The following is a 25,877-nucleotide window of genomic DNA, read 5'->3' as shown; positions in this document are numbered from 1 at the left end:
TAAACGATTCCGATGGTTCTGGCGATGTCGATCAAGCGCACATTGTTGTCCATGATGGTCCTGATGGCCGTGACCGCACTCGCCCTCGCCGGCGAGCGCCTGGCGACCAACCTCGGAATTCAGGCCGTCACGAATCGGGTCACGCAGGATTCGGCCATCAACCGCAACCTGTTCGCCGGCCTCGTCGGGATGCGGGTGGAATGGGGCTACGCCCTGAACGTCCTCGCGATGGAGCCCGAGGCGTCCCGGTGGCAGCGGGAGATCTCGGTCGGCGCGCGTCCGGGCCTCGACCAGGGCGTGACGGCGGCCACGCGGACCTTGGTCGCGCTGCCGGACCCGGATCTCGCCGCCAAGGGCCGCGAGATCGCCACCCTGTTCGGCGAATGGACGACGCTGCGCGCCGCCCTCGACCAGGCCTTCGCGCAGCCGCGGGCCGGGCGGGACAAGGACCTCGCCAAGCGCGCGGCCGACCTGGCCGCCCGCGTCATCGCCGCCCTCGAGGCCGCCTCCGACGCGGTCTCGACGCGCATCCAGCACGACGACCCGAGCATGGGTGTGCTGCTCAACGCCCAGTCCGTGGCGTGGCAGGTCCGCATGACGACCAGCCGCTTCGGCTCGGTGTTCAGCCTGGTCACGGCGGCGAATCGTGCGGCGAATGCGGCGGAGGCCGGCGAGATGAACCGGCTCGCGGTCCAGGTCGAGACGGGCTGGGGCATCGTCGGCCGCATGATCGCCTCGGGGGCGGCCAGCCAGGCCGTCCGCGAGGCGCGGGCACGGGCCGACGCGCTGTATTTCGGCGGGCCGTTGGCGGCCATGCGCAAGGACGTGCTGGCGGCGGCCTCGGAGGGCCGGAAGCCCGCCATCGACAAGGCGGAATGGGACAGCGCCATCCTCGCCGGGCGCAACGCCATCACCGACCTGTCGATGGCCATCATGGACGACATGGTTCTCCAGACGCAGGCCAAGGCCTCGCGGGCCGACAGGCTGGTGCTGGTCAACGGCGCGGTCGCCGGGCTCATCGCCCTGATGCTCGTCGTCGCGATCGTGACGGTGCAGCGGCGCGTGGTGGGCGGCATCGCCGGGCTGGCGACGGCGATGCGGCGCCTGTCGGACGGCGATGCCACGGTCGCGGTGCCGGGGATCGCGCGACGCGACGAGATCGGCGCCATGGCCGGCGCCGTCCAGGTGTTCAAGGACAACATCCTGCGCACCCGGGCCCTGGAGCAGGAGACGGCGCTCGCCCGCGCTTCGGCGGACGAGCAGCGCCGGGCCGGCATGCGCCAGATGGCGGAGACCTTCGAGCGGGCGGTGGGCGGCATCGTCGGCCAGGTCGCGGCCTCCGCCAACGAGCTCCAGGCCACCGCCCGGACCATGACCGCCACCGCGACCCAGACCGCCGCGCAATCGACCGCCGTGGCGGCCGCCGCCGAGGAAGCCTCCTCGAATGTCGGCACCGTCGCGGTCGCCGCGGAGGAACTGGGCGCCTCGGTCCAGGAGATCGGCCGCCAGGTCGACGGCTCGGCCCGGCTGGCCCAGGCCGCCGTGGCGGAAGCCGGTCAGACCGCCCGGCAGGTGCGGGCCCTGACCGAGGCCACGGCGCGGATCGGCGACGTGGTCGGGCTGATCTCGTCGATCGCCGCCCAGACCAACCTCCTGGCGCTCAATGCCACCATCGAGGCCGCCCGCGCCGGTGCGGCGGGACGGGGCTTCGCCGTGGTGGCGGCGGAGGTGAAGGAACTCGCCGGCCAGACCGCCCGCGCCACCGAGGAGATCACCAGCCAGATCACGGCGATCCAGTCCTCGACGGGCCAAGCGGCGAGCGCGATCGGCGGGATCACCGCACGGATCGAGGAGATCTCGGGGGTCGCCACCTCGATCGCCGCGGCGGTGGAGGAGCAGGGCGCGGCGACCCAGGAGATCGTCCGCAACGTCGCCCAGGCCGCCACCGGCACCGGCGAGGTCACCGGCACCATCGCGGGCGTCGCGGGCGCGGCGGAGGAGACCGGCGCCGCGGCGAGCCAGGTGCTCGCCGCGGCCTCCGCGCTGTCGCGCCAGTCCGAGCACCTCTCGGCCGAGGTCGCGGGCTTCCTCGCTTCCGTGCGGGCGGCCTGACGGGAGCAGGCACGGCCCGAAGCAGGCACGGCCCGAAGCGCGGGCCGGAGCGGGATCAGCCGCCCCGCTTCGGCCGCTCTTCCTGCGGCGTGTAGTCGATCGTCGTGAAGCTGCCGCCCTGGAGGGTGCGGGCGATCGGGTCGAGGGGGTTCTCCTTCGCCAAGATCTCCTCGGCCCAGTCCTCCGCCGACTGGGTCGGGCGGTAGCCGATCGCGGCGGCGGCCTGCGCGTTGTCCCAGTAGCTGCGCGGATTGTTCGAGGCACCCCAGACCGCGACGTAGCCGGGGATCGGCGCCGCGATGCTGCGCAGGACCAGCTGGCCGAGGTCGTCGTGGCCGAGCCAGGTCGAGAGGTGGCGGAACTCCGTCGGGCGCGGCAGGGCGCTGCCGATGCGGAGCGCCACTCCCTCGATGCCGTGCCGGTCCCAGTACATCCGCCCCATCAGCTCGCCCCAGGCCTTGCTGAGGCCATAGGCGCCGTCGGGCCGGAACGGCGCGTCGATCGCCAGTCGCTCGTCCACCGCATGCATGCCGAAGGCGTGGTTGGAACTGGCGAAGACGATGCGGCGCAGGCCGTGGCGGCGCGCGCCCTCGTAGACCGCCTGGAGCGCGACGAGGTTGTTCTCGATCACCTCCGGCAGGGGCTTTTCCACGCTGGTGCCGGCCATGTGGACCAGCACCTCGGTCCCTTCGAGCAGCCGGTCGACGGCCTCGGGCTCGCGCAGGTCGCCGGTCGTCACCGTCTCCTTGTCCGAGAGCGGCGTCAGCGCCGTCGGCCCGCCGCCGGAGCGCAGGACGATCCCCGCCTCGAGCAGGCGCGGCCGCAGCACCGCGCCGATCTGCCCGCCCGCCCCCGACAGGGCGACCCGCATCCCCGTTGCCTCGCTCATGCCTTCTCCTCCAGTGCCGGCGCCCTTCGGACGGGGCGCCTCGGGCGCCATCATCGGGGAGGCCGGGCCCGGCGTCGAGCGCCGGAGACGGGGATCCCGGGTTGCGTCGGAGCCCGCGGCCCGCGAAGGTCCGCGCCCGAGAACGACAACCAGGGAGGAACGCCCCGTGTGGACGCCGACGATCCGGTATCCCGACCCCGCCATCGAGGTCATCGACCCGTCCTTCGCCCGCTACCGGGTGTTCAGCGCCGGGGTCGAGCGCCTGGCGACGGGCTGCCGCTGGAGCGAGGGACCCGTCTGGTTCGGCGACGGGCGCTACCTCCTGTGGAGCGACATCCCGAACAACCGCATCCTGCGCTTCGACGAGGAGACGGGCGCGGTCCAGGCCTTCCGCAAGCCGTCGAACTTCGCCAACGGCAACACCCGCGACCGCCAGGGCCGCCTCGTCACCTGCGAGCATGGCGGGCGGCGCGTCACCCGCACCGAGTATGACGGCGCCATCACGGTGCTGGCCGACACGTTCGAGGGCAAGCGCCTCAACTCGCCCAACGACGTGGTGGTGGCCCGCGACGGCGCGGTCTGGTTCACCGATCCGCCCTTCGGCATCCTCGGCAACTACGAGGGCGAGCGGGCCGAGCCGGAACTGCCGCAGAACGTCTACCGCCTCGACCCGGTCACGGGGGTGCTGGAGGCAGCGGCGACCGACCTCGCCGGGCCGAACGGCCTGTGCTTCTCCCCCGACGAATCGATCCTCTACCTCGTCGAGTCGCGGGCGCAGCCGAACCGCCGCATCCTCGCCTTCGACGTCTCGGGCGGGCGCCTCAGCAACCGGCGCGTCCACATTGATGCCGGGCCGGGCACGCCGGACGGCTTCCGCTGCGACACCGACGGCAACCTCTGGTGCGGCTGGGGCATGGGCGACGACGCCCTCGACGGGGTGATGGTGTTCAACGCGGAAGGGACGCTGATCGGCCGCATCCGCCTGCCGGAGCGCTGCGCCAACCTCTGCTTCGGCGGTCGCCACCGCAACCGGCTGTTCATGGCGGCGAGCCAGTCGCTCTACGCGGTGTACGTCGATACGCAGGGCGTGGCCGGGGGGTGAAGCCCCGGCCCGCGGAGGGGGCGGCTAACCGCCCTTGCGCCCCGCCGCGACGAGGCAGAGCAGCTCGAACAGCACCTGCGCGGCGCATTGCGCGGTGTTGCTGGTCGGGTCGTATTGCGGCGCCACCTCGACCACGTCGCCGCCGACGATGGTCAGGCCGGCGAGCCCGCGCAGCAGCTCCAGCACCTCGCGCGGCATCAGACCACCCATCTCGGGCGTTCCGGTGCCGGGTGCGAAGCCGGGATCGAGGCTGTCGACGTCGAAGGAGAGGTAGGTGGGGCCGTCGCCCGCGACCGCGCGGGCCCGGGCGATCACCGCGGGAATCCCGAGCTGCGGCACCTCCTCGGCGTGGATCACCGTCATGCCCGAGACGTAGGAGAATTCCCACAGGTACTCGGCGCCGCCGCGGATGCCGATCTGGATCGTGCGGGCCGGATCGAGCACGCCGTCGAGCACCGCCTGCCGGAACGGGCCGCCATGGTGGAACTTCGAGCCCTCGTAGACGCCGCCGGTGTCGCAATGGGCGTCGATGTGGATCATGCCGACCGGGCGCGACGCGCCGACCGCCCGCAAGGTGGCGCGGCTGATCGAGTGGTCGCCGCCGACCGCGAGCGGGATCACGCCGGCCTTCACCACGGTCGAGAAGAAGTCCTCGATGTCCTGGTGGCAACTCTCGAGGGAGAAGCGGCTGCGGAACGGCACGTCGCCGATATCGGCGGCCTTCAGCTCGGCGGCCGGCGTCATCCGCAGGACGTGCTCGTAGGGGCCGACGCGCTCCACCGCCCGCACCGCCCGCGGCCCGTGGCGGGCGCCGGCCCGGTTGGTGACGCCGAGATCCATCGGCACGCCGATCAGCGCCACGTCGAGGCCGCCGAAATCGGGGAGGGTCGCGGCGTCGGGGCGGTACGGCAGGTCGAGGAAGGTCGCGACGTCCGCGAACGGCCACTTGCGCCGGTCGCTCTCGCTGAATTGCTGACGCGCCGCCTTGGCGAAATCCGGGTCGTCGATGTCGCCGCCGGTCGCGTCGAGGTAGCGGGCGCGCAGGGCCGCGAGCTTGGCGGCAAACTCGGCCTGATCCTCGGCCTGATTCTTGGCCTGATCCATGGAAGACATCCGGGACGAAGGGCCCGCCGGTCGTCGCCGGCCGGGCGCAGCACTCGGGAGGTCGGCTCCGCGAGGGGGAGCCCCGGCGCGCCCGGCGTGCCCTCGGCCCGCGCCGCCCGGGCGCGACTGAAGCGCAGGCCGGCCGCGCTGGCAAGCCCGCGGCCGAAAAGCCGGGCTCCCCCGACGGGCTATCGAGCGGCGACGTTTTCTGCGACGAGACCCCTCGTCCTGCCGTCGCGCGATCCCGCCTCGATCGCGGCACGTTCCACGAGCCGAGAGAGCCACCCCGCATGGGCGAGATCCGCGCCGCAGCCGGTTCCGGCCTTGCACCCGGCGACGCCTGATCCGGTGCGCGCGTCCCGCCCCGGGGGCTTCTCCCTCGCGCCGGCCTGGCCGGGGGTGTGGCTGCTCGCCGCCGCCCATCTCCTGGCCTTCGCGGACCGGTTCATCGCCGCCCTTGTCGCCCCGGCGATCAAGGCCGACCTGGCCTTGAGCGATTTCGAGCTCGGCCTCGCCCAGGGGACCGCCTTCGTGGCGACCTACGCCGTCGCCTCCCTGGCGGTCGGCCCCCTGGTCGACCGGGTTCACCGCCCGCGCCTGATCGCGGGCGGGATCCTGGTCTGGGGCCTGGCCTCCCTGGCCTGCGGGCTGGCGACCGGCCTCGGCGAGTTCGTCCTCGGCCGGGCGGTGCTCGGCCTCGGCCAGGCGGTGCTCACCCCGGCCGCCCTGGCTCTCATCGCGGCACGTCAGCCGCCGGACCGGATCGGTCACGGCGTCTCCCTCTACACCGCCGGCGCCACCCTGGGGCGCGGGACGGCCTTGATGCTCGGCGGCGGGCTCCTCGCCCTGCTGCCGGCCGCGGTCCCCCTCGGCCTCGGCGCCCCGGTCGCGGCCTGGCGGGTGCTGTTCGCCCTGAGCGTGCTGCCGAACCTCGTCCTGGCGGCCCTGATGCTGCGTCTGCCCGATCCGGATCGGGGCGGGAGGCGGCCGGCGCGGCGGACCGCCCTCGCCCCCTGGCTCGCCCGGCATGCCGGGCGCTACGCCGCCATCGCGATCGCCGGGACCGCCGTCACCCTGGTGGTGCAGACCACCAACGCCTGGGCGGTGACGCTGCTCGTGCGGCGCTTCGGCCTGCCTCTGTCCTCGGCCGGGATGCTGTTCGGGGTGATCGTCGCCGTCGCCGCGCCCCTCGGCCAGTTCACCGGCGGACGCCTCCTCGACCGCACCGCACGGCGGGGCCTGCCCGGCGGACGGCTGATCCTCGGCTCGCTCCTCGGCACCCTGCCGCTCGCCGCGACGCTGGGACTGACCGACCGCTTCGCGCTCGCGCTTGCGGCCCTCGCCGCCCTGATCTTCGGCCTGGGCATCGGCTCGGTCGCCACGCTGGCGGGCCTGCAGATCATGACGCCGCGGGCGCTGCGCGGCCGCGTCACCGCGCCGTTCATGGCCTGCATCACGCTCGCGGGGTTCGGCCTCGGCCCGCCGCTGGTCGGGCTTCTGGCCGACCGGGTCTTCGGCGAGGCCGCGCTCGGCCACGCCCTGCTGGCCGCCAGCCTGCCGGCCTACGGGGCGGGACTCGTTGCCCTTCTGCTCGGTGCGCGCTACCTCGGGAGATCAGCGGCCCCAGCGGCAGGGATGTGCCGCTGAGCAACCGGCCTCGGCATGCCGAAGCGTCGTGTCGCCCATCGCCCCGGTGGATCGCAGGTCTCCGTCGCGGAACCGGCGTCTGCCCGAGGGGAAACCAGCCGAGGAGCCGCCCGCGCGCACGATGGACACGATCACCCTCGGCCCGGACCTCGCCGCCGACGACGACGCGTTCGAGGCGTATCGCGACCTCTACAGCAGCGGCACCGACGTCGATCGCCTGCCCGGGCCGTTGCGGACCGAGGTCGTCGCCCACCGGCTGCCGCGGATGCTGATCTTCGACCGGCAGCTCGCCGGGGTGTCGCATGCCCGCGGGCCGCGCCGGGTCGCCCGCGACGGCTTCGACCACGTCACGCTTCACCTCGTCCTCGCCGGCCGCATGATGCTGGAGGTGCCGGACGCGGTCCGCGCGGTCGAGGCCGGAAGCCTCGCGCTGTTCGACCTCACCCGCCCGCAGCGCACCTGGACCACGGGCGCGCGCATCGTCACCGCGGCGATCGCCCGCGACCGCCTCGACCCGGCCGTCCTCGACGGGCTCGACCTGCACGGGCTGGTGCTGGGCCCGCGCGAGGCGGGCCTGTCGATCGATTTCCTGCGCTCGCTCGCCGCGCACGCCGCGGGGCTGACGCCGAACCTCGCCGGCGTCGCGACCGAGTCGCTCTGCCTCCTGCTGGGTGCGACGCTCGCCTCCCTGCGCGACCGGGCCGCGCCGGTCCCGCCTCCCGTCGCCGCCGGACGGGCGCGGGCACGCGCCACGGCCTTCATCGATCGGCATCTGGGCGACCGGGATCTGTCCGTCGCGACGATCGCGGCCGGGATCGGCGTGTCGCGCAGCGTGCTCTACCGCCTGTTCGAGCCGGCCGGCGGCGTCGCCCGGTTCGTGCAGCAGCGGCGCGTGGCGCAGCTGCGCCGGTCCCTGTCGCAGCCCGACGAGCACCGCACCATCGACGAACTCGCGACGGCGGCGGGCTTCACCTCGCCGAGCCATGCCGGCCGCCTGTTCCGCGACGCGGTCGGCGTGCCGCCCGGCGAGTATCGCCGCAGCGCGCGCGGCACCGCGGAGCCGGACAGGGCCGAACGGAGACGGCTCACCCGCCCCGATCCGGCCGGCGTACCGCCGCTCGGCTTCGTGACCTGGCACGGCGAGCTGATGTGACGCGACGCGCGAAGGGCGACCTGCCCCCGCAGGTCGCCCTTCACTGCCGCGTCACGTGCGCGTCGCTCGTCGGCGTCGGTCGGCCCTCAGGCGCGGGCGCGCTTGGACGGCTTGCCGGCGGCCTTGGCGTCCGCCTTGGCGTCGGCGACGGGGGCCTTCACGACCGCATCCGAGGTGGCGCGCTTGGCGGCCGCCGCGACGGTGCGGCCCCGGCCGAGACCGATGCTCTTCGCCAGCTCCGAGCGCTGGGCGGCGTAGTTGGCGGCGACCATCGGGTAGTCGTGCGGCAGGCCCCACTTGCGGCGGTACTCCTCGGGGGTGAGGCCCCGGGTGGAGAGGTGGCGCTTGAGCGACTTGTACTGCTTCCCGTCCTCGAGGCTGATCAGGTAATCCGGGGTCACCGTCTTCTTGATCGGCATCAGCGGGGTCGGCTTCTCGGCCTCCTTGGCGACCGGCTGGCCGAGGGAGACGAAGGCGTTGTGCACGGTGCCGATCAGGCCGGCGAGGTCGGCGGCCGGAACCGAGTTGTTGGCGACGTAGGCGGACACGACGTCGGCGGCGAGCGCCACGTAATCGACGTCCTGGACCAGATCTTCTTGCGACACGGATATTTGTCCTAAATCAACGCACCCGACGAGCGGGCCTGGAGCCGATATCGGGCACACGCGTGCAGTTTCAACCCACCGTCGTACGGTCAGCACCGAATTACCCACAGATGCTTTTTGTAATCGGGCCGCCTTCACGTCGCGCAACGGCTTCATGCCGGCCCGGAGATTCACCCAAGCCTTGCGCATCGCGCGGGCTACTCGGCCGCAAACTCGGTCGGCGGTACCCAGAGTGGATTAGTCAGCGCCTGACCGGCCCCGACGAAGGTCCACCCCGATTAGGCCGCATGGCGGATTGGCGTGCGGGGCGGGGGATGCCCGCGAGAGATGCCCGCGAGAGATGCCCGGATGTCCGGCGCGTCGCCGCCTTCCCCATGCCGGCATCGCCCGGGGGAGTGGATTCGCCGCAGGGCCGGGACCGTCATCGGAACGTCATGAGAGGGGCCGACACGCAGGTCCGACTGCCCAGGACAGGAGCCCCGCCCGATGGACTTCCACCGCCGCTTCACCGTGCTGATGTGCACGCCGGCCTTCGACCCGGACGACCTCGAGGGCGCGCGCGTCAACCAGATCGTGGCGGCGGTCGAGCATCGCGGCTTCGAGGTGGTGCGGGCGCGGCGGGTCGAGGATGCGGCGATCGCGGTGCAGACCGATGCGGCGGTCGGCTGCCTGGTGGTGGATTGGGGCAAGCGCGGCCTCGACGGCAAGGCAGCGGCGCTCATCGACATGATGCGCAAGCGCGGCCTCGAGATGCCGATCGTCATCATGGTCCGGCGCAAGCGGCTCGAGGACATCCCCGTCGAGCTCCTCGACTTCATCGACGGCTACATCTTCCTGGCGGAAGAGACCCCAGAATTCATCGCCCGCGGCCTCGTCAGCCGGGTGACGCAATATGCCGAGACCCTGAAGACCCCGTTCTTCGGCGCGCTTGTCGATTACGCCGAGAAGGGCAACCAGCTCTGGACCTGCCCGGGGCATAACGGCGGCATCTTCTACAACCGCTCGCCGATCGGCCGCATCTTCGTCGAGCACTTGGGCGAGGCGATCTTTCGCGACGACCTCGACAACTCGGTCCTCGATCTCGGCGATCTCCTGACCCACGAGGGCCCGGCGCTCAAGGCGCAGAAGGAGGCGGCGCAGATCTTCGGGGCCGAAAAGACCTATTTCGTGCTCAACGGCACCTCGGCCTCGAACAAGATCGTGCTGTCCTCGCTGGTGGCCGAGGACGACCTGGTGCTGTTCGACCGCAACAACCACAAGGCGGCGCATCACGGCGCGCTCTTTCTCGGCGGCGGCATCCCGATCTTCCTCGAGACCGACCGCAACGCCTACGGGCTGATCGGCCCGATCTTCCACGAGGCGCTGGACGAAGAAAAAATCCGCCGGAAGATCCGCGACAATCCGCTCGTCAAGGACAAGGAGGCGTGGCGCAAGGAGCGCCCGTTCCGCGTCGCGGTGATCGAGCAATGCACCTATGACGGCACGATCTACGACGCCCGCGAGATCGTAGCCAGGATCGGACACCTCTGCGACTACATCCTGTTCGACGAGGCCTGGGCCGGCTTCATGAAGTTCCATCCGCTGTTCCAGGGCCGCTACGCCATGGGGCTGACGGGGCTGGACGAGACCTCGCCCGGCATCATCGCCACGCAATCGACCCACAAGCAGCTTGCGAGCTTCTCCCAGGCCTCGCAGATCCACACCAAGGACGGCCACATCCGCGGCCAGACGAGGCGGGTGGAGCACCGGCGCCTCAACGAGAGCTTCCTCGTTCACGCCTCGACCTCGCCGTTCTACCCGCTCTTCGCCTCCCTCGACGTCGGCGCCCAGATGATGAAGGGGCGCTCCGGCATGATCCTGTGGGACGACACGATCCGGCTCGGCATCGAGTGGCGCAAGAAGGTGCGGGCGATCCGCAAGGAATTCGAGGAGAACGAGCGCGACCCCAAGCGCCGCTGGTTCTTCGATCCCTTCGTGCCCGACATGGCGACGGGGGCCGGCGGCGCCGAGGTGCCGTGGGAGAGCCTGCCGACCGACGAGCTCGCTTCCGACGCGCGCCACTGGGAGCTGAAGCCGGGGGCCGGCTGGCACGGCTTCACCCATGTCGCGCCGGGCTACGCCATCACCGACCCGAACAAGCTGACCGTGCTCACCCCGGGCTTCGACCGGCGGACGGGAGAATACACCGAGCACGGCGTGCCGGCGCCGATCGTCGCCCAGTACCTGCGCGAGAACCGCATCGTCCCGGAGAAGAACGACCTCAACTCGCTGCTCTTCCTGCTGACGCCCGGCGTCGAATCCTCGAAGGCCGGCACGCTGATCTCCGGCCTCGTCGCCTTCAAGCGCCTGCACGACGACAACGTACTGCTCGAAGAGGCGATGCCGGAATTCGTCCGGCGCCGGCCGCAGCGCTATGGCGGCGTGCGCCTGCGCGACCTCTGCGCCGATTACCACGCCTTCCATCGCCAGTCGGACACCTCGGGGCTCCAGCGCAAGCAGTTCATGCCCGAGCACCTGCCCGAGATGGTGATGCCGCCCAAGGCCGCGGCCCAGATGCTGACCCGCAACAACGTCGACTTCGTGCCGATCGCCGAGGCCGAGGGACGCATCGCCACGACCCTGATGCTGGTCTACCCGCCGGGCATCGGCACGGTGCTGCCGGGCGAGCGGCTGGACGAGCGGGCCAAGCCCATGCTCGACTACTTCAAGATGTTCGAGGCCGCCGCCAACCTGTTCCCGGGCTTCGAGGCCGAGATCCAGGGCGTCTACCGCCAGGTCGAGCCGGACGGGCGCATCCGCTTCTACACCTACGTGCTGCGCGAGGGGCGCTGATGGACTCGGCGCCGACCCAGCCCGGGATCGTGATCCGCCCGTCGACCGACGTCGACGTGGCGGCGATGATCGACATCTACGAGCACCATATCCGTCACGGCGTCGGCGATACCGGCGACTTCGAGGAGGACCGGCTCCGGCCGGACGACCTCAAGCGCCGACGCAAGAACATGCGGAGCAAGCGCCTGCCCCACCTCGTGGCCGAGCGCCACGGGATGGTGGCGGGCTACGCCTACGCGGTGCCGTTCCGCAAGCGGCCGGCCTACCGCTACACGCTCAAGCACTCGATCTACGTCCATGCCGGGCATCTCCATGCCGGCATCGGCCGGCGCCTGCTGCCGGCCCTGATCGAGGCCTGCGCGGCGGGCGGCTACCGCCAGATGATCGGCTATATCGACGCCGAGAACGAGGCGTCGTTGCGCCTGCATGAGGCCTGCGGTTTCACGCGTGTCGGCCACCTGCCGGCCGTGGCCTACCGCCACGGCCGCTGGGCCGACAGCGTGATGGTGCAATGCGCGCTCGGCACGGGGTCGTCGGACCAGCCCTCGACCTGGCGCCAGGAGGCGGCGGCGCGGGACGCGCAGGCGGCCGTGGCGACGACGTGAAGAGGGAGTGATCGGCTCCCTCGCCGGCTGTTCCACCCCCCACGTCATGGATGCCGTCGTGCCGTCGCGGTGCAGCGACGGGACGGCGGCGGGCCACCGAGGGGTTCGCACAAGCATGCCCTTGTGAAGACCAGGCTCCCAACATCCCGACGCGCTGTGACGCGCGACGACACGGCGGAATGTCCTGGTCCCAGGGTCCCTCATCCTGCTCTGGCCTTCCGCCCTGGCCTTGGCCGTGCTTGCGGCTCCTCGTTCACCGAGGGCGGCGTCCCGCCGCTCCTCGAGCGGCGGCGGAACGCAGCCGACCGGCCCGGCCCGACGGTGGCGGGGATCTTCTCGAGCGCCGGCAGCAGCTTGTCGCGCGAGAGGCGGTACGGACGCTCTCCTCGGTTGGGTGTTCGACGTCCTCAACCTGGCACATTCGATGCCGTCGGAGGCCGTCCACCCCAACATTCCGGGGCCGCGCAGCGGAGCCCGGGATGACCCGAAGGATGGGAGATCTGTCGCGCGAACCGAACGAGCGGCGCGATCCGCCCTACAGGCTCCGCCCGATCTCCAGGAACTTCTGCGCCCGCTTGTCCCGCAGGGTATCGGCGTCGAGGGCGGCAAGCGGCTCCAGGGCGCTCGCGATCGCCTCGCCGGTCGCCCGGATCGCGGCCTGGCCGTCGCGGTGGGCGCCGCCGGTGGGCTCGGGCACGATGGCGTCGATGACGCCGAGCCGCAGGAGGTCCTGGGCAGTGATCTTCATCGCGGTCGCGGCGTCCTGGGCCCGGCCGGCGTCGCGCCACAGGATCGAGGCGGCGCCCTCCGGCGAGATCACGCTGTAGATCGAGTGCTCGAGCATCAGCACGGTGTTGGCGGTGGCGAGCGCGATGGCGCCGCCCGAGCCGCCCTCCCCGATCACCACCGTGACGTTCGGGGTCGGCAGGCCGAGGCAGGCCTCCGTCGAGCGGGCGATGGCCTCGGCCTGGCCGCGCTCCTCCGCCTCGATGCCGGGATAGGCGCCGGCGGTGTCGACGAAGGTGAGGACCGGCAGGCCGAAGCGGCCGGCGAGCCCCATCAGGCGCACCGCCTTGCGGTAGCCCTCGGGCTTGGCCATGCCGAAATTGTGCCGGATGCGGGCCTCGGTGTTGGCGCCCTTCTCCTGGCCGATGACGCAGACCGGCCGGCCGCGGAAGCGGCCGAAGCCGCCGACCACCGCCTCGTCCTCGCCGAACACCCGGTCGCCGGCAAGCGGCTGGAATTCCTCGATCAGGCCGGCGCAGTAATCGACGAAGTGCGGGCGCTGCGGATGGCGGGCGACCTGCGTCTTCTGCCAGGGCGTGAGGCCGGCATAGAGCTCGGCGAGGGCGGCGGCGGCCTTGGCCTCGAGCCGGGTCACGTCCTCGCTGATCGCCACCGCGCCGTCGCGGTCGCCCAGCGCCCGCAATTCCTCGAGCTTCGCCTCGAGCTCGGCGACGGGCTTTTCGAAGTCGAGGTAGGAGCGCATCGGGACCTGTGTTGTGTCGGGCCGCATCGCGGTGGCTTCGGCGCGAAGCGCGGGGTCGATGGCACGGCGGCCGGCCCCGTCCTCGCGTCCGGGCCAGGGCGGCGCGGAGGGTTGGCGGAGGGGCCCGCGCATGTCAACCCGGGACATCCCGCCCGGGACGCCACCCGGGCCCCGGCGCGAAAAGCTCGGCCGCCGCCCGCGGTGAGGCTTGTCTTGCGGCACTGCACCATCATCTTACGGCCGGAACGGGCGACGTTTTCCTGGAGGCGCCATGGACGAGCCGGAGCGGGCGGAGCGCGACGAGTGCCGGGTGCTGGTGCTCCAGGGCGGCGGCGCGCTCGGCGCCTACCAGGCCGGCATCGCCGAGGCGATGCAGGAGGCCGCGCTCTCGCCCGAATGGGTCGCCGGCATCTCGATCGGGGCGATCAACGCCGCGCTGATCGCCGGCAACCCGCCGGAGCGCCGGATCGAGCGGTTGCGGGCGTTCTGGGACAAGGTCTCGTCCGGCATCACCGTGTCGCCCTGGTTTCCCGGCGAGCAGGCCCGGGAAGTGTTCAACGCCTGGAGCGCCGCCTTCGGGGCGGTGGTGGGCGTGCCGGGCTTCTTCGCGCCGCGCTGGCCGCCCGCCGCCCTCTACCCGGCGGGGGCGCCGCAGGCGCTGAGCTACTACGACACCGCCCCCCTGCGGCAGACGCTGCTGGAGCTGATCGACTTCGAGCGGATCAACCGGCGCGAGACGCGGCTCAGCGTCGGCGCGGTCAACGTCCGCACCGGCAACTTCGTCTATTTCGACAACCACCGCGACCGGATCGGCCCGGAGCACGTCATGGCCTCGGGGGCGCTGCCGCCGGGCTTCCCGCCGGTGGAGATCGACGGCGAGCCGTACTGGGACGGCGGCATCGTCTCGAACACGCCGCTGCAATACGTGCTCGACGAGGAACGGGCGCGCGACCTCGCGGTGTTTCAGGTCGACCTGTTCAGCGCCCGCGGGCCGGTGCCCCGCACCCTGGCGGAAGCGGCCGAGCGCGAGAAGGACATCCGCTTCTCGAGCCGCACCCGCCTCAACACCGACGACCAGATCGAGATCCACCGCGCCAAGACCGCGTTCCGGCGCCTGTTCGACAAGCTGCCGCCGGAGCTGCGCCAGGACCCCGACGTCGCCTTCCTCGCCGAGGTCAGCCACCAGAACGCGGTCACGATCCTGCAGCTGATCTACCGCGCCAAGAACTACGAGAGCGACGCCAAGGACTACGAATTCTCGCGCGCCACCATGCTGGAGCACTGGAAGGCCGGGCGCCACGACATGCGCCGCTCCCTGCGCCACCGCCGCTGGATCGAGCGCTGCCGGCCCGACCAGGGCGTGACCGTGTTCGACCTCACCCGCGACGCGCGGGATTGAGTTTTTGAGAGGAAGGGACGCCGCATGACCCGCGACGAGATCCTGAAGGCCCCCTCGATGCCGGCCTTCAGCCCGAGCTACCCGCACGGGCCCTACCGGTTCATGCGGCGCGAATACCTCATCATCACCTACGAGACCGACCCCGATGCGCTCCGGGCCGCCCTGCCCGAGCCGCTCGAGCCGGCCCCCGGCAACCTCGCCTATTACGAGTGGATGAAGATGCCGGATTCCTCCGGCTTCGGCGATTACGAGGAGAGCGGCTCGGCCATCGTCGCGACCTGGAAGGGCGAGCCCTGCAACTACTCGGTCCAGATGTATCTCGACGACGAGCCGCCGATCACCGCCGGCCGCGAGATCTGGGGCTTTCCGAAGAAGTACGGCGTGCCCCGCCTCAAGGTGACGAAGGACACGCTCACCGGCACCCTGCATTACGACGACGAGCGGGTGGCGATGGGGACCATGACCTACAAGCATCGCAGCCTGGAGGACCGGCTCGACACGGTGCGCGCCGGCATCGGCCAGCTCAACGTCAACCTGAAGCTGATCCCGGACGTCGACGGCGGGGTGAAGGTGGCCCAGCTCGTCGGCTACCGGCTCCGGGACATCCAGGTCCACGGCGCCTGGGAGGGCGAGGCGCGGCTGCACCTCATTCCCCACGTCAATTGCCGCGTCGCCGACCTGCCGGTGCGCCGGATCGTCGGCGGACGCCACCAGATCGTGGATTTCACCCTGCCGTACGGCCACGTGCTGCACGACTATCTGGCCTGAGGAGAGACCCCACATGTCCCTGCAATCCAAGACCGCCCTCGTCACCGGCTCGACCAGCGGCATCGGCCTCGCCATCGCCAAGGCGCTGGCGGGCGCCGGCGCCAACGTGGTCCTGAACGGCTTCGGCAAGCCGGACGCCATCGAGGCGGCGCGGGCCGGCATCGAGTCCGAGTTCGGCGTCAAGGCGCATTACTCGGGCGCCGACATGACCAAGCCCGAGGAGATCGCCGCCATGGTGGCGGAGGCCGAGCGAGCCTTCGGCGCGGTCGACATCCTGGTCAACAATGCCGGCATCCAGTTCGTCTCGGCGATCGAGGAATTCCCGCTCGAGAAGTGGGACCAGATCATCGCGATCAACCTGTCCTCGGCCTTCCACACCATGCGGGCGGCGATCCCCGGCATGAAGACGAAGGGCTGGGGCCGGATCATCAACACGGCGTCGGCGCATTCCCTCGTCGCCTCGCCCTACAAGTCGGCCTACGTGGCGGCCAAGCACGGCATCGCCGGCCTGACCAAGACCGCGGCGCTCGAACTCGCCGCCCACAAGATCACGGTCAACTGCATCTCCCCGGGCTACGTCTGGACGCCGCTGGTCGAGGCCCAGATCCCCGACACCATGAAGGCCCGCGGCCTGACCAAGGAGCAGGTCATCGACGAGGTGCTGCTGAAGGCCCAGCCGACGAAGGAGTTCGTCACCGTCGAGCAGGTCGGCGCTCTCGCCGCTTTCCTGTGCACCGATGCGGCGAGCCAGATCACCGGCGCCAACCTGCCGGTGGATGGCGGCTGGACGGCGCAGTAGCGGGAGCGGCCGGGAACCGCGCCGTCATGCCACGGACCCTCGGCGGTGGTCTTGGCACCTGATAGTAATCGGATCGAGCATTATCCGACGAAGCGGATCCCGGTTCGTCGGAAGAAAATACGGTAAAATCAAAAACACAGGATAGATCCTGGCTGCAACGCCACGGCACACGACGCAGCAGGTTGTGCGACGCAGGCGAGACGGCCGAGACGTGCGCCCTCCCCCCCTCTGCGGGGGATGGTGCCCTACGGCGAGTGCGAAGCACGCGTGCTGGGGCGGGAGAGGAACAGCGCGACGTTGCCGAGTGTGGCGCCCATCACTACGGTCGCGACCTCTCCGGAAGCGGCGTCCGCTCTCCCGGCCCCTTCCGGGGGCCGCCCTCCCTCGCAACGGGGGGAGTATTTACCCTCTCGGCGGCCGCGCCTGCACCGCGTAACCTGCTGCATCGTCTACCGTTTCGCCTCGCGATCGGGCATGGATGTCGTATAGAGATTCCCGGGACATCCTTCTCAGTCAGTCCGTCATTGAGGAACCGACGCCTCGGAACGACAGGGACGGTCGGACGCAATAATCGTCCGAATATATTATCGATCAATTTATAAAATATCCATTCCCGCGCCACCGTCGAACTTCTCTGCGTGACGTGGACAGACCGGCTCCGCGGCAGACTGCGGCGTCACGGGCCAGCTCGCCCGATCCTCCTGCATGTACGCCGCAATCCTGTTTGCCGCTTGCGTCGCCCCCGTGGCGATCGACTGCATACTGCCCTCGCCCCCTTCACACCTCGACCGCAAGTCGACCACCGCGCGAACGACACTCTTCCGTTGCGTTACGGACTCTTAATGTTTCAGACAGGCAACCTAGATCCTGCAAGCGTATTATCACGATGTAGACGATGCGTTGATGTCGCGAAAACAAACCGACATCAACTCAAGAGGAGGCACTATCATGTTCTATCGCAAGTCTCTCGCCGCCGCCCTCGTCGCCACCACGGTCCTCGGCGGTGCCGCCTATGCGGCCGAGCAGGCGACCAAGCCCGCGGTGGTGCAGGAGACCGCGGCCCAGAAGGCGGTCGACAAGGATGTCGGCAAGCTCTCGAAGGACGGGGCCCAGGCCTTCCGTGACATGCACCTCGCCCGCATCGCCATCTTCGATGCCGATCCCTCCCAGGCCAAGAGCCTGATCGGCAAGGCGCAGGCCGCCCTGGCCAAGGCGAAGACCGACGACGCGGTGTTCACCAAGGCCGAGGCCGAGCTGAAGACGCCGGCCGAGATGGCGGTGGCGAAGGACAAGGCCGCGGCCGACAAGACCGCCGCCGCGGATACGACCGCCAAGGATGCGACCGCCAAGAGCAAGGACAAGGTCGCCTGGGTGCCGGTCGACGCCCAGATGACCCTCGGCGAGGACTTCGTGGCGACTCCCGAGAAGGCGGCAGCGGTGACCGAGGCGAACAAGAGCCTCGCCAAGGGCGACCAGAAGGGTGCGATCGAGAAGCTGAAGCTCGCCCATGTCGACGTGAACTTCGTCATGGCGGTGCTGCCCCTCGACAAGACCACCGCCGACGTGAACCAGGCGGCGACGCTGATCGGCCAGGGCAAGTACTACGAGGCGAACGCGGCCCTGAAGACCGCCGAGGACGGCATGCGCTTCGACGTGATCGACGTCATCGGCATGCCGAAGGTGGCCGTCACCGGAAGCACCAAGGCCGCCGCGCCGGCTCCCGCCCACACCGACGCCAAGCCTGCGAAGTGATGAAAGCCTGCGACACGGGCGGGTGGTGAAAGCCTGATCGGGTGGTTCCGGGACGCGAGCGCCGTCCCGGAACCACCCGATCGAGCACGTCGGATCGACCGTGAGGAGGATGGCCGTGCAACCGGATGCCGCGCGATCGACCCGCATCCTGCTGGCTCTCGGGACCGGGCTGGTCCTGGCGGGGTTCGGCACGCCGGAGCCCGCCCGCGCCCGGTCCGCGGACGTCCCGGCCTTCCCGATCCGGGCGATGTGCCGGCCGGATCGCACGGCCGGATCCGGCATCGACGACCCGCAGCGCTACCGGGGCTGCCTCGCCGACGAGCGGTCGGCCCGGGCGATCCTGCGGCAGCGCTGGCGGCACTTTCCGGCCGCCGACCGGCGGGACTGCGTGCGGGAGAACGACATCGGGGCGCCGTCCTACGTCGCCCTGCTGACCTGCCTGCAACTCTCGGACGATGCGCTGCCCGGGCAGCCGCCGCCCCTGTCCGGGTCTAAGCAGATTTCGCCGAAGTGGACACCGGTTCGGCGGCAAAAATCTGCGACACATCAATAATCTAAGCGGGCGAAGCGTTGGCCTGCCAACGCAAGTCTGCTTAGGCATTAGCGGAGCGACGACGAGGGGCGCCCGGCGACGGGCGCCCCTCGCGCCGTTCAATCGCGGTCGAGGACGTCCTTCGTCTCGACGGTGGTATCGTCCTTGAGGCGATAGACCAGCGGCACGCCGGTATGCAGCTCGAGGCCCGGGATCGTCTCGGTGGTGAGCCCGTCGAGCACCATCACCAGGGCGCGCAGCGAGTTGCCGTGGGCGGCGACCAGCACGCGCTCGCCGCGCATCACCCGGGGCAGGATCTCCCGCATCGTGTAGGGCAGCACCCGCGCCACGGTGTCCTTCAGGCTCTCGCCGCCGGGCGGGGGCACGTCGTAGGAGCGGCGCCAGACATGCACCTGCTCCTCGCCCCACTTGGCGCGGGCATCGTCCTTGTTGAGGCCCGACAGATCGCCGTAGTCGCGCTCGTTGAGGGCGGCATCGGCATGGGTCGGCAAGTCGGATTGGCCGAGCTCCTCCAGGATCAACGCGCAGGTGCGCTGGGCCCGGGTGAGGTCCGACGTGAAGGCGACGTCGAACTGCACGCCCTTCGCCTTGAGCCGCCGCCCGGCCGCCCGCGCCTCCTCGACGCCGAGCTCGGTGAGCCCCGGGTCCTTCCAGCCCGTGAACAGGTTCTTCAGGTTCCACTCGCTCTGGCCGTGGCGCGCGAGGACGAGAAGACGCTCCATGATGCGGTTCGCTCCGTTTCGAGAAAAAGGGGTCAGAGGCCCAGCACGTCGTCCATGCCGTAGAAGCCGGGCTCGCGGGTTTGCGCCCAGAGGGCGGCCTTGACGGCACCGGCGGCGAAGAGGCCGCGGTCGCTCGCCAGATGGGTGAGCTCGATGCGCTCGCCGGCCCCGGCGAAGATCACGCTGTGCTCGCCGACCACGCTGCCGCCGCGCAGGGTGGCAAAGCCGATCGTGCCGGGCTCGCGGGCGCCGGTATGGCCGTCGCGCACCGCGACCTTGCGTTCGGCGAGCGCGACGTTGCGCCCCTGCGCCGCCGCCTCGCCGAGCAGGAGCGCGGTGCCGGAGGGGGCGTCCACCTTGTGGCGGTGGTGCATCTCCAGGATCTCGATGTCGTACTCGTCGCCGAGCGTCGCCGCGACCTTGCGCACGAGGCCGGCCAGCAGGTTGACCCCGAGCGACATGTTGCCCGACTGGACGATGCGGGCGTGGAACGCCGCCGCCTTGAGCTTCGAAAGATCGTCCGGCGACAGGCCGGTGGTGCCGACGACGTGGACGATGCGGGCCTGGGCGGCGAGCTCGGCGTAGAACACGGTCGCGGCCGGCGCGGTGAAATCGAGGACACCGTCGGCCTCGGCGAAGGCGGGCAGCGGGTCGTCGGTGACCGAGACGCCGAGCGGCGGGAGCCCGGCGAGCACACCCGCATCCTGGCCGAGCGCCGGCGAACCCTCGCGCTCGATCGCCCCCGACAGCGTGCAACCCTCAGCCTCGGCGACGGCCTGGATCAGCATCCGGCCCATCCGCCCGGAGGCGCCGACGACGACGAGACGCATGGGTCACGCTCCTGATGCGGGCGGCTCCCGGCCGTCCCTTCCGGGGCCTCGTACAGGGGCGGGCGGATGCTGCCAAGGCGCATGACCGGGATATGACTGGCCCGCGGGGATATGCGCGGGCCGGCGGATGCCCCATCTTCTCCCGCAATGCAGCATCGCGCCGGAGATCCCATGGCCTTTCGGTTCGTTCCCGGGCGCGCCTCGCGCCGCGCCGCCAGCGGCGCCGTGCGGATCCTGCGCGCCACCGCCAAGGCGAACGCCGCCGCCGCCCGCCAGACCGGCGCCCTGATGCGGCGGAGCTCGGAGGCTCTGAAGCCGGAGGAGCCGGCGCACACGCCGCCCGGGCGCTTCGTCGAGGTCGACGGGGTTCGGGTGCACTGCATCGTCAAGGGCCGGGGCCGGCCGGTGGTGCTGATCCACGGCAACGGCACGATGGCGGAGGACTTCGTCATCTGCGGGCTGGTGGAGCAGCTGGCCAAATCCTACCGGGTCATCGCGATCGACCGGCCGGGCTTCGGCCATACCGAGCGACCGCGGCACTGGGTCTGGAGCGCCGCCGCGCAGGCGCGGCTGATCGCCCACGCGCTCGCGGCGCTCAAGGCCGAGCGTCCGGTGGTCGTCGGCCATTCCTGGGGCACCATCGTGGCGCTGGCGCTCGCCATCACCGAAGGCCTCGACCTGCGCGGGCTGGTGCTGCTCTCCGGCTACTACTATCCGGGCCGGCGGGCCGACGTGGCGCTGATCGCGCCGCTCGCGGTGCCGGGCCTCGGCGACGCCGCCCGCGCCCTGGTGCCGGGAGCGGTCGGGCGGGCGCTGGCGCCCCAGGTCTTCCGCCACGTCTTCAAGCCGCAAGCCGTGCCGGACCGTTTCACCGCGCGCTTTCCCGTGGCGCTCTCGCTGTCGGCCACGCAGGCACGGGCGAGCGCCGAGGACACCGCCGGCATGAACGGCGCGGTCGCCCTGCTGCAGCCGCGCTACGCGTCCTTGCGCCTGCCGGTCGCGATCCTGTCCGGGGATGCGGACGCGGTCGTCGATGCGGACGAGCAGTCGCGCCGGCTGCACGCGGAGGTCGCGGGCAGCACCCTGACCCTGCTGCCGGGCCAGGGCCACATGATCCACTATGCGGCCAGGGCCCGGATCGTGCGGGCCGTCGACGCCCAGATGGCGCTCACGGGACGGACCCTGGCCTGGCGTTCGCGATGAGCGGACCCAGCACGTCGGTGACGCCGGTCAGCGTGATCTGGGTGCCGACGCACAGCAGCAGGAAGGCGGCGAGCCGTCCGAGCACCCGGGCCCGGGCGTGGCCGAGCCGCTCCACCAGCCGGTCGGCCGAGGCGTAGGCGAGCAGCACCATCAGGGCGATGACCAGGGCGGCGGCGGACGCTCCGGCGAGATAGGCGATCCGGTCGACGCCGGCCTCGGGCCGGCCGGCGCCGAGCGCGATCGCCACCGCGATGGTGCCGGGCCCGGTGGTGAAGGGCAGCGTCAGGGGGAAGAACGCCACCTCGGCCAAAGCGGCGGGCTCCGGATGCGCCTCGCTGCCCTGGACCGGCTCGGCCTGGGCGGTCTTGCGCGCCTCGCGCTGCTCGGGCGCGGCGAGCAGGTTCCAGGCCTGCGCCGCCACCACGAGGCCCCCGGCGATGCGCAGCGCCGAGAGTGAGATGCCGAAGAAGCTGAGCACCGAGGCCCCGGCCCAGAGCGAGACCAGCATCACGGCGGCGGCGTAGACGCCGATGCGGCGCGACAGCCAGGTGCGGTCGGCATGGCTGCGCCCGGCCGTCACCTGCGCGAAGATCAGCGCGGCGCCGGGCGGGTTGACGATCGAGAACAGGGCCGAGAAGGCCAGGAGAAAGCTTTGCAGCGCGGCATCCGCGCCCGGAAACGGCATCGGGATCAGGCTCCTCCCGGCACGGGGGCGGGCACCGGCACCAGGACCCGGGCGCCGAGCCGTGCGGTCTTGCGGGCATGGACCGCCACCGGGCGGTGGAGCTGCTTGCCGGCCTCGACGACGTGCAGGCCCGCGAAGGGCAGCGACAGGCCGGTCCCGACCCGCTCCCAGGCGCTGGCGGTGCGGAGCGTCAGCCAGCCCTCCACCGGCGGCACGTAGAGGGTCTCGGCCCAGTCCTCGGGGGCGAAGAGGGTCTCGCGCATCAGCCGGCCGAGCTGCGAGCGGCTGTAGGGCTGGCCGTGGCCGAAGGGCGTCGCATCCCGGCGCGCCCAGAGGCCGCGGCGGTTGGGCACCGCCATGATCAGCCGGCCGCCGGGCGTGAGGACGCGCCAGACCTCCTGCATCAGCTCGGCCGGGCTCTCCACCGCCTCGACGGCGTGGATCAGCAGCACCCGGTCCACGGCGGCGTCGGGCAGCGGCATCATGGTCGGATCGACGAGGCACGAGGCCGAGCGGCCGGAGACCGGCCAGTTCGTCACGCCTTGCGTCGCCGGCATGAAGGCCAGCGTCCGCTCGGCGGCGTGGCGCACCGGGCCGAGATACGGCACCGCGTAGCCGAGGCCCATCACCCGGAGCCCCGAGACCGAGCCGAGCATGCGGTGGACGGAGCGGCCGACGAGCCGCTGCGCCACCTCCCCGAGGGGGCTGGCGTAGAAGGCGCGCAGTTCGGTGACGTCGAGGCTCATCGGTTCTCGCGACGTGCGGCGGGGGGCGCCGTCGGGGCCATCAATGGGGAGTGGCCCAGCCCGCGGCAAGGCGTCAACCCGCCGGCCGGCCGCACGCTCCCCGCTATTCGCCGGAACCGCCTCACCCGGCGGCGCGCCCGCCCTATCTTCCGCTCGCAGAGCCGCCGAGGACTACCGCCATGCCCGAGACCCGTCCCCAGATCCGCACCTTCCCGTGCCGGAGCGACAATATCGGCGTGCTGATGCGCGATCCCGCGACCGGCGCCTGCGCGGCGATCGACGTGCCGGAGGCGGCGGCCGTGCTGCGCGCCCTCGACGAGACCGGCTGGACGCTCACCGACATCCTGGTCACCCACCGCCACGGCGACCACGTCGAGGGCATCCCGGAGGTGAAGGCCCGCACGAGGGCGCGGGTCACGGCACCGGCCAGATCCGGCAGCGCCGTGCCGCAGGTCGACGCCACGGTGCGGGAGGGCGACGTGGTGACGGTGGGCTCGCTCGCGGCCGCCGTCTGGGAGACCCCGGGGCATTGCGACGACCACGTCACCTACTGGTTCGAGGAGGCGGGCATCGCGTTCGCGGGCGACACCCTGTTCACCCTCGGCTGCGGCCGGGTGCTGGAAGGCCCGCCCCAGGTGCTGTGGCGCTCGCTGTCGCGCTTCCTGCCGCTGCCCGACGAGACCGTGATCTATTCCGGCCACGACTACGTGCTGTCGAACGCCCGCTTCGCGCTGGCCGCCGAACCGGAGAACCGCAACCTGAAGGACCGGGCGGCGCTCGCGGAGAAAGCCAAGGCGGAAGGCCGCGTCCTGGTGCCGACGACGCTGGCTGAGGAGAAGGCCACCAACCCGTTCCTGCGCGCCACCGAGCCGGCGCTCGCCCGCGCGGTCGGCCTGGAGCCCGGCGCCGACCCGGCGGCGGTGTTCACGGCGCTCCGCGAGTGGAAGAACCGGTTCTGACGACGATGCAGACTTTGACCGCCGCCGAGGTCGTGCGCCTCCTCGACCTCAAGCCCCACCCCGAGGGCGGGCATTACCGCGAGACCTTCCGGGACCCGCGCGAGATCGACGGCCGCTCCGTCTCGACCGCGATCTACTACCTCCTCGACATCGGCGAGACTTCGGAATGGCACCGGGTCGACGCGGCCGAGATCTGGCTGTGGCATGCCGGGGCGCCGATGGTGATCACGACGAGCCCCAACGGCCACGACGCCGAGGCCCGCCATCTCGGCCCCGACCTCGCCCGGGGCCACCGCCCGCAGGTCGTGGTCCCGGCCGGCCACTGGCAGACCGCCACCAGCCTCGGTGCCTGGACACTGGTGAGCTGCACCGTGGCGCCGGGCTTCCGGTTCGAGGGTTTCGAGATGGCGCCGCCGGACTGGCGGCCGATGCCGCGGGGGTAGCGGCGGAGCTGCTCGGCAGACTTGAGTTGGCAGGCCAACGCTTCGCCCGCTTAGGTTCTTGTCTTGTCGCAGATTTTTGCCGCCGAACCGGTGTCCATTTCGGCGAGATCTGCTTAGGTTCGGATCGCCAAGAGGCGCGAATGCCGAGAGCCGCGAATGTTGACGGCCTCGGCCGCTGGCAGATGGGCCGTCTTCCCTGCCGCCACCGATCGTGGTGTGGCTGATCGACCCGGAACGTAGACGGGACGGACGGCAACGCCTACATTGAGGCCGTCTCGCAAAGTGCAACGAGGATAAGCGATGGCGGCGGCGCAGCGACAGGAAGCCGGCTCTGCCGCTCGACGCGTGCTCGTCAGCAACACCGCGGCGAACATGGTCTCGTCGCTCCATCCGTTCGACAAAAGCAAGGCCGAGGCTACGCTGGCAGCGGTCAGGTCGAGCTTTCTCGACGCCGAGAAAGCCAAGATCGAGAAGATTGCGGGCGTCGACAACGCCTTCGTGGCGAGCGTCGGCGATTTGCGCGTGATGTTCAAAACTGAAGGCGACACGGTCATCGTCACGTCGGTGATCGCGCCGGGCTGATGGCGAAGCCGTATTTCGACGCGCATGCTTTCAGCATACGCGACGCAGAAACCGAACTCGCCCAGTTCAAGCACCTGCTGGACACCCGGACCGATCTCGGCGAGCGCGATCAGGTTCTCGCGAACTTCAAGTTTTGGCCGAACCTCTGTGCGATGATGGGTCAATACAACGCTCGCCTGGGCTTCGCCAACCTCATCAAGCGCGAATTTCGAATCCTGCCGCATTTCAGGACCGATCTTACCGTGCGCCGCGCAGGAACGGACAACGTCTGTCTGGTCGAGTTCGAAGGAGCGTCCGATCGGCATATCTTCGAAGATAGCGATCGCGGTATCGACACCTGGGCGCGCGCATTCGAGAAGGGATTCAGTCAAGTCGTCGATTGGACCTGGGCGCTCGATCACTATCGAAGGACCGGCGACTACGTGGACGCTTTTGGCGGCGAGCGACCCAACATCGTGGGCGTCCTGGTCATCGGACGCTCGACCTCGCTCTCGAGCGCAGTTCGCAAGGACCGGTGGGAGTGGCGACGGAACAAGGTGAAGGCCGACAGCTTCACGCTCACCCTCGTGACATTCGATGAGCTGTATCGCGACTTCGAGATGTGGCTCGGCTTGAGAAAGATGGATGCTGCAGCCTCGTGAAGGAGGCAAGGCCGCGAAGGCATCTTGCGGGCAGCCGAGGCGGCGTCGAAGAGCTCCCGTATGACGGCCGAACCGGCCCGTCCGCGATGGCTGACCACGCTTGTGCTCATGGCTGCCATCGTCGTGGCGGCCGGATACGCCTTCACCGTCGTGCTGGACGCCCTCAACCTGCATATCAGCCGCTGTTCGGACCAGTCGGCACCAGAATACATCGCCGACCGAGCCGAGCGTGCCCATTCCTGCGGCCGGGAATAGGG

General features: G+C 71.0%; 25 protein-coding genes. 17 read left to right on the top strand and 8 right to left on the bottom strand.

Features of this window, described 5'->3' with window-relative positions:
- Positions 1–63: 63 nt before the first annotated feature.
- Positions 64–2,112 (top strand): methyl-accepting chemotaxis protein, encoded by a 2,049-nt coding sequence (locus miv_RS03645; protein ID WP_244276526.1) that lies wholly within the window; start codon positions 64–66, stop codon positions 2,110–2,112.
- A 55-nt stretch (positions 2,113–2,167) separates the two neighbouring features.
- Here miv_RS03645 and miv_RS03640 read toward each other — a convergent pair whose 3' ends face one another.
- Positions 2,168–3,001 (bottom strand): NAD-dependent epimerase/dehydratase family protein, encoded by an 834-nt coding sequence (locus miv_RS03640; RefSeq protein ID WP_244276525.1) that lies wholly within the window; start codon positions 2,999–3,001, stop codon positions 2,168–2,170.
- 166 nt (positions 3,002–3,167) lie between these two features.
- Here miv_RS03640 and miv_RS03635 point away from each other — a divergent pair, with 166 nt between their 5' ends.
- Positions 3,168–4,103 (top strand): SMP-30/gluconolactonase/LRE family protein, encoded by a 936-nt coding sequence (locus miv_RS03635; protein WP_207181478.1) that lies wholly within the window; start codon positions 3,168–3,170, stop codon positions 4,101–4,103.
- A gap of 24 nt (positions 4,104–4,127) precedes the next feature.
- Here miv_RS03635 and speB read toward each other — a convergent pair whose 3' ends face one another.
- A complete protein-coding gene (gene speB, locus miv_RS03630) occupies positions 4,128–5,207 on the bottom strand; it encodes an agmatinase (RefSeq protein ID WP_207181476.1) in 1,080 nt (359 codons plus the stop codon).
- A gap of 348 nt (positions 5,208–5,555) precedes the next feature.
- Here speB and miv_RS03625 point away from each other — a divergent pair, with 348 nt between their 5' ends.
- Positions 5,556–6,854: an MFS transporter gene (locus tag miv_RS03625; RefSeq protein ID WP_207181474.1), complete on the top strand. Its 1,299-nt coding sequence runs from the start codon at positions 5,556–5,558 to the stop codon at positions 6,852–6,854.
- Between the two features lie 121 nt (positions 6,855–6,975).
- Positions 6,976–8,007 carry a helix-turn-helix domain-containing protein gene (locus miv_RS03620; RefSeq protein WP_207181472.1) on the top strand — a complete coding sequence of 344 codons (1,032 nt, stop codon included), beginning with the start codon at positions 6,976–6,978 and terminating at the stop codon, positions 8,005–8,007.
- An 86-nt stretch (positions 8,008–8,093) separates the two neighbouring features.
- Here the strand turns inward: miv_RS03620 and miv_RS03615 are convergent, their stop codons facing one another.
- Complete coding sequence (locus miv_RS03615) at positions 8,094–8,612, bottom strand: Ros/MucR family transcriptional regulator (protein WP_244748852.1); 519 nt, start codon at positions 8,610–8,612, stop codon at positions 8,094–8,096.
- Between the two features lie 486 nt (positions 8,613–9,098).
- On the opposite strand from miv_RS03615, the gene miv_RS03610 reads away from it, so the two are divergent.
- Together miv_RS03610 and miv_RS03605 are read left to right on the top strand one after the other, a co-directional pair.
- Positions 9,099–11,444: an Orn/Lys/Arg family decarboxylase gene (locus tag miv_RS03610; protein ID WP_207181470.1), complete on the top strand. Its 2,346-nt coding sequence runs from the start codon at positions 9,099–9,101 to the stop codon at positions 11,442–11,444.
- Positions 11,444–12,049, top strand: a complete 606-nt coding sequence (locus miv_RS03605; protein WP_207181469.1) for a GNAT family N-acetyltransferase — start codon at positions 11,444–11,446, stop codon at positions 12,047–12,049. Before miv_RS03610 ends, miv_RS03605 begins: the two co-directional genes overlap by 1 nt.
- Before the next feature lie 535 nt (positions 12,050–12,584).
- Here miv_RS03605 and miv_RS03600 read toward each other — a convergent pair.
- Complete coding sequence (locus tag miv_RS03600; RefSeq protein WP_207183378.1) at positions 12,585–13,538, bottom strand: acetyl-CoA carboxylase carboxyltransferase subunit alpha; 954 nt, start codon at positions 13,536–13,538, stop codon at positions 12,585–12,587.
- A gap of 271 nt (positions 13,539–13,809) precedes the next feature.
- On the opposite strand from miv_RS03600, the gene miv_RS03595 reads away from it, so the two are divergent.
- From miv_RS03595 to miv_RS03575, 5 genes are all read left to right on the top strand, one after another.
- Entirely contained in the window at positions 13,810–14,937 is a 1,128-nt protein-coding gene (locus miv_RS03595; RefSeq protein WP_207181468.1) for a patatin-like phospholipase family protein, read from the top strand.
- Between the two features lie 24 nt (positions 14,938–14,961).
- Entirely contained in the window at positions 14,962–15,705 is a 744-nt protein-coding gene (locus tag miv_RS03590; RefSeq protein WP_058618730.1) for an acetoacetate decarboxylase, read from the top strand.
- 13 nt (positions 15,706–15,718) lie between these two features.
- On the top strand, positions 15,719–16,504 hold the full coding sequence (locus miv_RS03585) for a 3-hydroxybutyrate dehydrogenase (RefSeq protein ID WP_048430949.1): 786 nt from the start codon (positions 15,719–15,721) through the stop codon (positions 16,502–16,504).
- Positions 16,505–17,452: 948 nt separating this feature from the next.
- Positions 17,453–18,256, top strand: coding sequence for a YfdX family protein (locus miv_RS03580; protein ID WP_048430948.1), 804 nt, complete (start codon positions 17,453–17,455; stop codon positions 18,254–18,256).
- Between the two features lie 115 nt (positions 18,257–18,371).
- Positions 18,372–18,809, top strand: a complete 438-nt coding sequence (locus tag miv_RS03575) for a hypothetical protein (protein WP_207181467.1) — start codon at positions 18,372–18,374, stop codon at positions 18,807–18,809.
- 98 nt (positions 18,810–18,907) lie between these two features.
- Here the strand turns inward: miv_RS03575 and miv_RS03570 are convergent, their stop codons facing one another.
- Both miv_RS03570 and dapB read right to left on the bottom strand, forming a co-directional pair.
- On the bottom strand, positions 18,908–19,531 hold the full coding sequence (locus miv_RS03570) for a 2,3-bisphosphoglycerate-dependent phosphoglycerate mutase (protein WP_058619586.1): 624 nt from the start codon (positions 19,529–19,531) through the stop codon (positions 18,908–18,910).
- 32 nt (positions 19,532–19,563) lie between these two features.
- Positions 19,564–20,361 carry a 4-hydroxy-tetrahydrodipicolinate reductase gene (gene dapB / locus miv_RS03565; protein ID WP_207181466.1) on the bottom strand — a complete coding sequence of 266 codons (798 nt, stop codon included), beginning with the start codon at positions 20,359–20,361 and terminating at the stop codon, positions 19,564–19,566.
- A gap of 171 nt (positions 20,362–20,532) precedes the next feature.
- On the opposite strand from dapB, the gene miv_RS03560 reads away from it, so the two are divergent.
- Positions 20,533–21,564 carry an alpha/beta fold hydrolase gene (locus tag miv_RS03560; RefSeq protein ID WP_207181465.1) on the top strand — a complete coding sequence of 344 codons (1,032 nt, stop codon included), beginning with the start codon at positions 20,533–20,535 and terminating at the stop codon, positions 21,562–21,564.
- On the opposite strand, the gene miv_RS03555 is transcribed toward miv_RS03560, so the two are convergent.
- A complete protein-coding gene (locus tag miv_RS03555) occupies positions 21,530–22,249 on the bottom strand; it encodes a MarC family protein (RefSeq protein WP_207181464.1) in 720 nt (239 codons plus the stop codon). The genes miv_RS03560 and miv_RS03555 overlap by 35 nt on opposite strands.
- 5 nt (positions 22,250–22,254) lie before the next feature.
- A complete protein-coding gene (locus tag miv_RS03550; RefSeq protein ID WP_058619583.1) occupies positions 22,255–22,995 on the bottom strand; it encodes a class I SAM-dependent methyltransferase in 741 nt (246 codons plus the stop codon).
- A 179-nt stretch (positions 22,996–23,174) separates the two neighbouring features.
- On the opposite strand from miv_RS03550, the gene gloB reads away from it, so the two are divergent.
- The 5 genes from gloB to miv_RS03525 all read left to right on the top strand — a co-directional run bounded on the left by gloB (position 23,175) and on the right by miv_RS03525 (position 25,875).
- Positions 23,175–23,954 (top strand): hydroxyacylglutathione hydrolase, encoded by a 780-nt coding sequence (gloB, locus tag miv_RS03545; RefSeq protein ID WP_207181462.1) that lies wholly within the window; start codon positions 23,175–23,177, stop codon positions 23,952–23,954.
- 5 nt (positions 23,955–23,959) lie between these two features.
- Positions 23,960–24,397: a cupin domain-containing protein gene (locus tag miv_RS03540; RefSeq protein WP_048430941.1), complete on the top strand. Its 438-nt coding sequence runs from the start codon at positions 23,960–23,962 to the stop codon at positions 24,395–24,397.
- A 300-nt stretch (positions 24,398–24,697) separates the two neighbouring features.
- Positions 24,698–24,979, top strand: a complete 282-nt coding sequence (locus tag miv_RS03535) for a hypothetical protein (RefSeq protein WP_207181460.1) — start codon at positions 24,698–24,700, stop codon at positions 24,977–24,979.
- Positions 24,979–25,620, top strand: a complete 642-nt coding sequence (locus tag miv_RS03530) for a Shedu anti-phage system protein SduA domain-containing protein (protein ID WP_207181458.1) — start codon at positions 24,979–24,981, stop codon at positions 25,618–25,620. The genes miv_RS03535 and miv_RS03530 overlap by 1 nt, the downstream gene beginning before the upstream one ends.
- Before the next feature lie 60 nt (positions 25,621–25,680).
- Positions 25,681–25,875, top strand: a complete 195-nt coding sequence (locus tag miv_RS03525) for a hypothetical protein (RefSeq protein ID WP_207181456.1) — start codon at positions 25,681–25,683, stop codon at positions 25,873–25,875.
- Positions 25,876–25,877 lie beyond the last annotated feature (2 nt).

The sequence above is a fragment of the Methylobacterium indicum genome (assembly GCF_017347565.1).
Taxonomy (GTDB): domain Bacteria; phylum Pseudomonadota; class Alphaproteobacteria; order Rhizobiales; family Beijerinckiaceae; genus Methylobacterium; species Methylobacterium indicum.
Note: the sequence above shows the minus strand (reverse complement) of the source record. Positions and strands in the feature narration are given on the sequence as shown.

Bases quoted from the DNA above. Each gene is read 5' to 3' on its own strand.
- miv_RS03645 (WP_244276526.1), top strand. From the start codon at position 64: ATGGCCGTGACCGCACTCGCCCTCGCCGGCGAGCGCCTGGCGACCAAC.
- miv_RS03640 (WP_244276525.1), bottom strand. From the start codon at position 3,001: ATGAGCGAGGCAACGGGGATGCGGGTCGCCCTGTCGGGGGCGGGCGGG.
- speB (WP_207181476.1), bottom strand. From the start codon at position 5,207: ATGGATCAGGCCAAGAATCAGGCCGAGGATCAGGCCGAGTTTGCCGCC.
- miv_RS03620 (WP_207181472.1), top strand. From the start codon at position 6,976: ATGGACACGATCACCCTCGGCCCGGACCTCGCCGCCGACGACGACGCG.
- miv_RS03610 (WP_207181470.1), top strand. From the start codon at position 9,099: ATGGACTTCCACCGCCGCTTCACCGTGCTGATGTGCACGCCGGCCTTC.
- miv_RS03605 (WP_207181469.1), top strand. From the start codon at position 11,444: ATGGACTCGGCGCCGACCCAGCCCGGGATCGTGATCCGCCCGTCGACC.
- miv_RS03600 (WP_207183378.1), bottom strand. From the start codon at position 13,538: ATGCGCTCCTACCTCGACTTCGAAAAGCCCGTCGCCGAGCTCGAGGCG.
- miv_RS03595 (WP_207181468.1), top strand. From the start codon at position 13,810: ATGGACGAGCCGGAGCGGGCGGAGCGCGACGAGTGCCGGGTGCTGGTG.
- miv_RS03590 (WP_058618730.1), top strand. From the start codon at position 14,962: ATGACCCGCGACGAGATCCTGAAGGCCCCCTCGATGCCGGCCTTCAGC.
- miv_RS03585 (WP_048430949.1), top strand. From the start codon at position 15,719: ATGTCCCTGCAATCCAAGACCGCCCTCGTCACCGGCTCGACCAGCGGC.
- miv_RS03580 (WP_048430948.1), top strand. From the start codon at position 17,453: ATGTTCTATCGCAAGTCTCTCGCCGCCGCCCTCGTCGCCACCACGGTC.
- miv_RS03570 (WP_058619586.1), bottom strand. From the start codon at position 19,531: ATGGAGCGTCTTCTCGTCCTCGCGCGCCACGGCCAGAGCGAGTGGAAC.
- dapB (WP_207181466.1), bottom strand. From the start codon at position 20,361: ATGCGTCTCGTCGTCGTCGGCGCCTCCGGGCGGATGGGCCGGATGCTG.
- miv_RS03560 (WP_207181465.1), top strand. From the start codon at position 20,533: ATGGCCTTTCGGTTCGTTCCCGGGCGCGCCTCGCGCCGCGCCGCCAGC.
- miv_RS03555 (WP_207181464.1), bottom strand. From the start codon at position 22,249: ATGCCGTTTCCGGGCGCGGATGCCGCGCTGCAAAGCTTTCTCCTGGCC.
- miv_RS03550 (WP_058619583.1), bottom strand. From the start codon at position 22,995: ATGAGCCTCGACGTCACCGAACTGCGCGCCTTCTACGCCAGCCCCCTC.
- gloB (WP_207181462.1), top strand. From the start codon at position 23,175: ATGCCCGAGACCCGTCCCCAGATCCGCACCTTCCCGTGCCGGAGCGAC.
- miv_RS03540 (WP_048430941.1), top strand. From the start codon at position 23,960: ATGCAGACTTTGACCGCCGCCGAGGTCGTGCGCCTCCTCGACCTCAAG.
- miv_RS03535 (WP_207181460.1), top strand. From the start codon at position 24,698: ATGGCGGCGGCGCAGCGACAGGAAGCCGGCTCTGCCGCTCGACGCGTG.
- miv_RS03530 (WP_207181458.1), top strand. From the start codon at position 24,979: ATGGCGAAGCCGTATTTCGACGCGCATGCTTTCAGCATACGCGACGCA.
- miv_RS03525 (WP_207181456.1), top strand. From the start codon at position 25,681: ATGACGGCCGAACCGGCCCGTCCGCGATGGCTGACCACGCTTGTGCTC.